Source organism: Legionella sp. km772, assembly GCF_003989735.1.
GTDB lineage: Bacteria > Pseudomonadota > Gammaproteobacteria > Legionellales > Legionellaceae > Legionella.
The window spans coordinates 1-4,548 of sequence record NZ_RZGQ01000204.1; the positions used below are offsets into that span (position 1 = coordinate 1).

Sequence of the window (4,548 nt, forward strand, 5' to 3'; positions counted from 1 at the left end):
AAAAACTCATTTAAATCACTTTGCTATTAAGTACAAATTGATTCTTAGAGCGAACCAGATTGCTTGGCAGGAGCTTAAAAATATGGCAGCTTAAAATTGACCGTGCGTAACATGAGTTAATCATCTCGATCCATGGTTTGCAAACGCTAGGTGAATGTGCAAGCATCGTATAAATATTAATCCGGGGGTATTGCTTTAATACGCTAAGAACTTCTGCAGAAATTTGTTCATCAGCAAGAAGAGGTAATCGCTTAGTGGTGTGCGCAGTCATAGCTCTGTCCTTAATGGTCGAGGTTAATAAATACTCAATGCTAACTTGTCGAAAATTACCCTACAATTGACACTATTCGAACCTTATCGGATCTTGACGATAAAACTTAAGCAATAAGTCATAAATGGCCGGGTAATAATGTTTAATAACAATTGGTTTTTCAAAAAATAATTCTGTGAGAACTGCAAAAAACTCCGCTGGTGATTCAGCAGCGTAGGAATCAATAGGGATAGGGTCCTGTTGCTGGATACGCTGGTTAAAATCCTTGTAGGCTTCAGTAAAAACCTGCGCCCACTGTTGCGCTGACATTCCTTTATGCAGCGGTGGAAAACCATTAGCTTTACCATTAAGCATATCTAATTTGTGCGCAAACTCATGAAGCACCACATTACGTCCTTCAACTACTTCACTAGGGTGCGCACTATCATCCCAAGATAAAATAACCGGACCACGTTGCCACGATTCACCACTGAGATTAGCTGTATCAATGTGTTCCACACCCTATTCGTCGATGTATTTGCGCTGTCTTGAAAAAGCTCCAGGATAAATGGTGACTGCAATCCAACCATCATACCAATCAAAACCTAAATTCAAAATAAGCAGACAGGCTTGCAAGGCGATAGTGAGTTGCATTGCGGTGGTTAACTCTAAATCACCTACTGTTTCTAACACTTTATAGTGAAGAAATAAAATAGCTAATTTTTTTAACCTTTTTTTTCCTCAAGGTTTAAGCGATGGAGTAAGGCTAAATTTTGAAAGGCACCATCCCACTCTGCATCAGTTATTGATGAGCGTTGGATAATACGTTCTTGTTTCCATGCACGTAACCATTGAAACATGAGTATCCTTTAATTAATTAAGTATTTATTAATGGCTAGTTTGCGCCGGTTTTTGTTTAAATAAAAAGATACAAAGCAAAATAAAGACGAATAATAAGGCCGAAGCACTATAACGACTTAGCGCCAATCCTCCCTGATTAAGAGGCTTATCAAGAAAATCACCCACCACGGCCCCTAGTGGCCGCGTTAGAATAAAAGCCGCCCAAAACAAAAGCACATGATATTTTTTAGTACCTAGATAAATCAGGGCAATAATGCTAAGTAAAATGGAAAAAAACAAAGCGGCACCTTCATAACCCCAAGCTAGTGAATCAGCAGTCCAATCACCAAGGGCAGTTCCAAGCGTTTGCGAGAATAAAATCGTTAGCCAATAAAAGCACTCAGCCTTAGCTGTAGTAATACTATCAACTCCAATGTTCCCTAGAGTAAAATACCAGGTTAATAAAGAAAGAACGAGTAAGGAACTTAATAATAGAACCCCGCCCATATAACCTATTCCTAAGGAGCGATCGGTAAAATCAGCAAGGGTTGTACCCACCGTGGTCGTAGCGATAATGGTTAGCCAATAAATTAAGGGATGAAAAATTTTAGCCTTAATTTGAACCACTACCATAAGCGCAAAAAGCACTGCGAATAAAAGAGTACTCAATAAATAGCCCCAATTTAAAGACATCGAGACTAAGTCACCCCCAGTTTCCCCCAGAGTGGTCGCTGCAATTTTTATAATCCAAAAAAGCAGCGTCACTTCAGGGACTTTACTAAGCGCTGAGGTTGATCGATTCATTGTATGCCTTATCCAGGTTATTCAGTTTTACTGGCTAAATTTCCAGTAATAATCCCTTCTTGCATTTGAGTCGATAGATCTTTTAAACCTACTGGTGAATGAGGCAATAAAATCGTACTGGATTTATTATTGGCACCGATTTCTTTTAAGGTATCAAAATATTGAGTAACCAAGACTAAGTTCATAATTTCAGCAGCAGTTACATCGGAAACTGTTTTTTGAAAATCCTCAACTGATTTACATAGACCGTCCACAATGGCCTTGCGCTGGTTAGCCGTTCCTTCCCCTTGTAATTTTTTACTTTCCGCCTCAGCTTCGGCTCGTTTAACTAACAAAATCTTTTCGGCCTCTCCCTTGGCTTGAGCCGCAACTTGTAAACGTTGTTGCTCATTAATTTCATTCATTGCATTTTTCACTTTTTCTTCTAATTCAATATTAGTAACCAAGGCTTTAACAATCTCATAGCCAAACTCCAACATGGTTTGGGTTAATTCTTTACTGACCGCATTCGCAATACTGTCTTTTTTCTCAAAAACATCGTCAAGGATCATAGTAGGAATTTCTGAACGGACTAAATCCAATACATAGGCCGTTATCTGCTGGGAAGTATCTTGCAATTTATAAAACGCATCGAATACCCCATCGGATTTAATACGGTATTGCACCGAAACTTGGATTTGCACAATCACATTATCTTTGGTCTTAGTTTCAATTTTGACATTAAGCTGATGTACACGCAGTGATACCTTACCTGCAATCAAATCAATAAGAGGAATTTTAAAATTAAGCCCAGCTTGCGCAATAGAATGATATTTCCCCAGGCGCTCAACAACAGCCGCTTCTTGTTGATTGACGATAAATAATCCGGTCACTAACAAGATCCCGACAATTATGGCAATTAAAATCAGTAAATAAGTCATGATGCAGGCTTCCTTAAATGTATTTAAAATCCTTTATTCTTCAAGAATAGCATTTAATGGATGAACACGCATGTAAGAACAGAAGGAGTAATGGCTCCTAAAGCCATCTTAATACTGTTCACTTTCAGCACCTCTTCCTGCCCAGTGTGTTACTACCCTTATCCTTGGTGATGATTAAAAATAAGCCTCAGTGCCCCGAACAACTACTTAAGAATTTTAAGAGTTATTTACAAAGGGATAGTTAGAGCTGGGAGGAGAGCCTCCGAGTGGGCTGTATCTTTCTACACATCTCCTATGATCCAGGACTGTTCGGGTCCTCGATGTCCCGTGGCTTGTCCACGGGATCCAGAAGATCCCGCTAAAACAATGGACCCCGTGGACAAGCCACGGGGCTTGGCCATGATGAGATCAAGAGACAGCCCAGTGGGATGCGACCTTAAGGCGGAGTAGCTTTTCAAAGCTTGTACAGCATTACTGCATTGAAGAAAATTCCGTCAGGCTGTCGCTTACATTAAAAAGCTCAACCTGAATAAAAGTAGGTGTTCAGTGGCTCTGGACATCCTTGCCCCCTAAATAAAACTTCTTTAGCCCTAAGATTGCTTTGAGTTTTGTAGATTTTGCATCCGCTAACAAGTTCTAAAGTGACAAATAAACAGTTTAAATGGGGCTATGTGCACCAGAACCTAAGTCGGTTGCCCGTTCTTTTACCAATAGGCTATAAAAGGAAGCAAAGAGCTTAGAACAGAATATTTGCTTTAAAGCTACAAGGGCATTTGTCCGCCGTAGCCTGTAAGGCCATAGCCGCCCATGCTGTATCCGCCAAAACCCTGGCCGCCTAGGCCGTAACCTAAATAGTCAACCCGTTTAGATTTATACTCATCGTCTTCGGTGTAAATATAGGTATAGTTGGGGTTGGCGTTTAGAGCTGTTTTAGTGCAACCGGCTAATAATCCTATAGCAAATAATAAGGCAGTAAGAATTGTTGTTTTCATTATCATCCTTGATCAAATACCAGTAAAATAATTATATCAATGGTTTTTATTTTAATCAAAAAGATGATTTATTTTCATTTTGCCTTCATTTTGTTTATCAATCGTCTTCCTCATCATACCCTAATAAATTTAAGGCTTGGGCTTTAAACGCTTTTTGAGTTGCATAATAAAGCAAAGCTTCCTCGCGTCCGTGAGTAATCCAGACCTCGTTGGGATGTACTTCTAAGAGCGTATCGGTTAATTCAAACCAATCAGCATGATCGGATATAATCAAGGGCAGCTCTATGCCCTTTTGTTTGGCACGTGCTCTAATTTGCATCCATCCCGAGGCCATGCCCACCACCACCTTAGCGAAGCGCCTTGACCATTTATCATGCAAGGCGCTAGGAGGACAAAGAACAAGCTTCCCCTTAGATGAAGCTAAATCTAAGTCACTAGCAGGAAGCAAGGGTCCAAGTTCAATTCCCCGTGATTGATAATAAGCACACATTTTTTGTAAAGCACCGTGTAAATAAATAGGCTCTTTGAACCCTAGAAGCCGTAAAGTTTTAATAAGACGTTGGCATTTACCTAAAGCATAAACACCGATTAAATGACATCGCTCAGAGAATCGAGTCAGAGAATTAATAACTCATGTTACGCACATAAACTTGTAGTTTGACTAAAAAGCATTAGAATTCCGCCCTTAATTTTAGGGAGGGAATTAAATGGATATGCTTGATCTTTATAGTGATTATTTGAT

At 39.7% G+C, this 4,548-nt stretch carries 6 protein-coding genes and 1 pseudogene; all 7 read right to left on the bottom strand.

Annotation, left to right across the window (positions count from 1 at the left end):
• Nucleotides 1-10 precede the first annotated feature (10 nt).
• Complete coding sequence (locus ELY15_RS16260; RefSeq protein ID WP_158617503.1) at nucleotides 11-271, bottom strand: hypothetical protein; 261 nt, start codon at nucleotides 269-271, stop codon at nucleotides 11-13.
• 72 nt (nucleotides 272-343) lie between these two features.
• Nucleotides 344-943 (bottom strand): annotated as a pseudogene (locus ELY15_RS13670) (zinc-dependent peptidase).
• Between the two features lie 32 nt (nucleotides 944-975).
• A complete protein-coding gene (locus ELY15_RS16605) occupies nucleotides 976-1,110 on the bottom strand; it encodes a hypothetical protein (RefSeq protein WP_255411115.1) in 135 nt (44 codons plus the stop codon).
• A 28-nt stretch (nucleotides 1,111-1,138) separates the two neighbouring features.
• Entirely contained in the window at nucleotides 1,139-1,894 is a 756-nt protein-coding gene (locus tag ELY15_RS13675) for a hypothetical protein (protein ID WP_127100977.1), read from the bottom strand.
• Between the two features lie 17 nt (nucleotides 1,895-1,911).
• Complete coding sequence (locus ELY15_RS13680; protein WP_127100979.1) at nucleotides 1,912-2,814, bottom strand: SPFH domain-containing protein; 903 nt, start codon at nucleotides 2,812-2,814, stop codon at nucleotides 1,912-1,914.
• Nucleotides 2,815-3,575: 761 nt separating this feature from the next.
• Nucleotides 3,576-3,806, bottom strand: a complete 231-nt coding sequence (locus ELY15_RS13685; protein WP_127100981.1) for a hypothetical protein — start codon at nucleotides 3,804-3,806, stop codon at nucleotides 3,576-3,578.
• Between the two features lie 97 nt (nucleotides 3,807-3,903).
• Nucleotides 3,904-4,296: a hypothetical protein gene (locus tag ELY15_RS13690; RefSeq protein ID WP_127100983.1), complete on the bottom strand. Its 393-nt coding sequence runs from the start codon at nucleotides 4,294-4,296 to the stop codon at nucleotides 3,904-3,906.
• Nucleotides 4,297-4,548: the final 252 nt, after the last annotated feature.